The organism is Isoptericola sp. NPDC060257 (genome assembly GCF_042726645.1).
GTDB classification, from domain to species: domain Bacteria; phylum Actinomycetota; class Actinomycetes; order Actinomycetales; family Cellulomonadaceae; genus Isoptericola; species Isoptericola nanjingensis.
Genome location: NZ_JBHXAW010000370.1, coordinates 1 through 3,464, shown reverse-complemented (window position 1 = coordinate 3,464; position 3,464 = coordinate 1). Strand labels below are relative to the sequence as shown.

Below are 3,464 nucleotides of genomic sequence, written 5' to 3'. Positions count from 1 at the left end.
ATATTGGGGGGTGGGGTGGGCTGGTTTTTTTTTTAACCCCACGGGCGAGTTTACGGCGACCCCCGCCGGGGGGGGGCGGGACCCGGTCCCGTCGCCGCGCGGGCGTGATCGCAGGAGAGTGGAGCACATGCCCGGACCCGACTTCCGCACCTCGTTCGAGCCCGGTGACCCTGCGCCCCTGCCGACCGCGCGCCGGGCGCCGCTGGTCGCTCGCGTGGGCGACGGCCCGGCATCGGGCGCCACGCACAAGACGCACGCGGGGTTCACCGGCCTGCACGCCCTGGGCTTCGCGGGCCTCAAGGACGGCCCCGGGCCCGCGACGCACGTGCTCTTCCGGGACCTGGGGATCGAGGTGGGGCCGCGCACGCGGCTGAGCTACGTCGTGCTGCCCGACCTGCGCGGCGACCTGCGGTACCCGTCCACGTACGTGGCTCTGGACCTGGCGTTCACCGACGGCACGTACCTCTCCGACCTGCGGGCCGTCGACGCCCACGGCACCGGCGCCTCCGCGCGCGCCCAGGGCGAGGGCAAGATCCTGTACGCCGACCAGTGGAACTCCGTGCGGATCGACGTCGGCTCCGTCGCCGCGGGCCGCACGGTCGACGCCGTCCTGCTGCGCTGCGATCCGCCCGACGACCTGGCGGACGGCGCGTTCTCCGGCTGGCTCGACGACGTCGCCCTGGTCGCGGAGCCCGCGGGGCCGCCCGGGCCCGATCTCGTCGACCTCGTCGACACCCGCCGCGGCACGATGTCGAGCGGACAGTTCTCCCGGGGCAACAACGCGCCCGCCACCGCGGTGCCGCACGGGTTCACGCTCTGGGTGCCGATGACCGACGCGGGCTCGCGGCGCTGGCTGTACGAGTACCACCGGGCCAACGACCCGCAGAACCGCCCGGTGCTGCAGGGGTTCGGCGTCTCGCACCAGCCCAGCCCGTGGATGGGTGACCGCAACCAGCTCGTCGTGCAGCCGGCGACCGGTCCGGGCGCCCCGACGGGCGACCTCGCCGCGCGCGGCCTGCCGTTCGACCGCGCGGACGAGACCGCCCGCCCCGACCTGTACGCCGTGACCCTCGCGGACGGCACCACGCTCGCCGCCACGCCCACCGACCACGGCGGCCTGCTGCGGTTCGGCTTCCCGCCGGGGGTGCCCGGGCACGTGCTGCTCGACACGGTCACCACGTCCATCGGGGAGGCCCGCCTCGCGGTGGACCTCGACGGCACCGTGACGGGATGGGTCGACGACGGCAGCCCGCTGTCCGTGGGCCGCACCCGCATGTTCGTGGCCGGCAGCTTCGACCGGGCGCCCGTCGCCGTCGGTGCCGCCCGCGGCGACCGGCAGCACGCGCGGTACGCGAGCTTCGACACCTCGGACGACGACGGCGCCGTCGTGGAGCTCCGGCTCGCGACGTCGTACCTCGGCCTCGACCAGGCGCGGCGCGCCCTGGACCAGGAGCTTGCCGGCCGGTCGTTCCCCGAGGTCCAGGAGGCCGCGCGGGCGCTCTGGGAGGAGCGGCTCCGTGTCGTCGAGGTGGTCGGGGCCACCGACGACCAGCGCGTCACGCTGTACTCGAACCTCTACCGCCTGCACCTCTACCCGACGTCGCACACCGAGAACGCCGGCACGCTCGAGGCGCCCGTGCCGCGGTACGCCAGCCCGGTCGCGCCGCCCGTCGGGCCCAGCAGCGACACGGTCACCGGGGCCGCCGTCGCCGACGGCCGGATGATGGTCAACCACGGGTTCTGGGACACCTACCGCACCGCCTGGCCGGCGCTCGCGCTCCTGCACCCGCAGCTCACGGCCAGCCTCGCCGACGGGTTCGTGCAGCAGTACCGCGACGGGGGCTGGATCTCGCGCTGGTCGTCCCCGGGCTACGCCGACCTCATGACCGGCACCAGCTCCGACGTCGCGTTCGCGGACGCCTACCTCAAGGGCGCGCTGCCTGCCGACGTCGCCCTCGACGCCTACGACGCCGCCCTGAAGAACGCCACCGTCGCGCCCCCGCACGACGCCGTGGGCCGCAAGGGGCTGGAGTCGTCGACCTTCCTCGGCTACACGCCCGCCACCACGCACGAGTCGGTGTCCTGGGGGCTCGAGGGCTGCCTCAACGACTTCGGCGTCGGCACGATGGCGGCGGCGCTCGCGGAGGACCCGGCGACGCCCGACGCGCGCCGCGCCGACCTGCGCGAGGAGTCGGCCTACCTGCTGGACCGGGCCGGCCAGTACGGGGCGCTGTTCGACCCGGAGGTCCGGTTCTTCCGCGCGCGCGGCGCGGACGGCGCGTTCACCCCCGCCGCCCACCGCTTCGACCCGGACGATTGGGGCGGGCCCTTCACCGAGACCAACGCCTGGAACTTCGCGTTCCACGCGCCGCACGACCCCCGAGGGCTCGCGAACCTGTACGGCGGCCCGGGGGGCCTGGAGGCGCGGCTCGACGAGTTCTTCGCCCGCCCCGAGGACGGCACGCACGTGGGCGGGTACGGCCAGGTCATCCACGAGATGACCGAGGCCCGCGACGTGCGCCTCGGCATGTGGGGCGTGAGCAACCAGCCGTCGCACCACGTGCCGTGGCTCTACACCGCGGTGGGCGCGCCGTGGAAGGCGCACCGGATCCTGCGCGAGGCGCTGCGCCGACTCTTCGTGGGCAGCGAGATCGGCCAGGGCTACCCCGGCGACGAGGACAACGGCGAGATGTCGGCGTGGTGGCTCTTCGCCGCGCTCGGCCTCTACCCGCTGCAGGTCGGCTCGCCGCGCTACGCCGTCGGGTCGCCCCTGTTCGACCAGGTCACCGTGCACCGGCCCGACGGCGACCTCGTGGTCCGGACGGTGGGGAACTCCCTCGAGAACGTCTACGTGCAGTCCCTGACCGTGGACGGCGAGCCGCGCCAGGCGGCCTGGCTGGCACACGCGGACCTGGTCGGCGGCGCCACGATCGAGCTCGTCATGGGCCCCGAGCCATCGGCCTGGGGCACCGGTCCGGACGCCGCGCCACCGTCGCTCACCCGCGGTGACGCGCCTCCCGCCCCTCTGGTGGACGTGACCGGGGTCGGCACGGTCGTCGTCGACGACGGCGGGACGCCCGCGGACGGCGGGCCCCTGGTCGACGACACCTCGGCGACCGTGTCGACTTTCGCCACCCGCACGCCCGTCGTCACGTGGACGGCGGACGACGGGCGGCCGGTCGTCGCGCGGTACACGCTCACCTCGGGCGACGGCGCGGCGCCGGCCGCCTGGCGCCTGGAAGGGTCGGACGACGGCGAGGCCTGGACGGTGCTCGACGAGCGGCGGGACGAGACGTTCCGCTGGGCCCGGCAGACCCGGCCGTTCGGCGTCGCGCGCCCGCGTGCCTGCGCGCGCCTTCGCCTGGTCGTCACGGAGACGGCCGGCGACGGGCCGCTGACGCTCGCCCAGCTCGAGCTGCTCGCCTGAGAACGACGACGCCCCCCGGGCCGGCACGGAGCCGGCC

The 3,464-nt window shown here is 75.3% G+C and carries 1 protein-coding gene; it reads left to right on the top strand.

Going from position 1 to position 3,464, the window contains the following annotated elements:
• Window positions 1–127: 127 nt before the first annotated feature.
• The gene (locus tag ACFWEK_RS20095) at window positions 128–3,427 is read left to right on the top strand and encodes a GH92 family glycosyl hydrolase (RefSeq protein ID WP_430555190.1); all 3,300 of its coding nucleotides are present in this window, start codon (window positions 128–130) and stop codon (window positions 3,425–3,427) included.
• The last annotated feature ends 37 nt before the right edge of the window (window positions 3,428–3,464 follow it).

What these genes read in the sequence shown, in the direction of transcription:
- ACFWEK_RS20095 (WP_430555190.1), top strand. Translation starts at nt 128, where the DNA reads ATGCCCGGACCCGACTTCCGCACCTCGTTCGAGCCCGGTGACCCTGCG.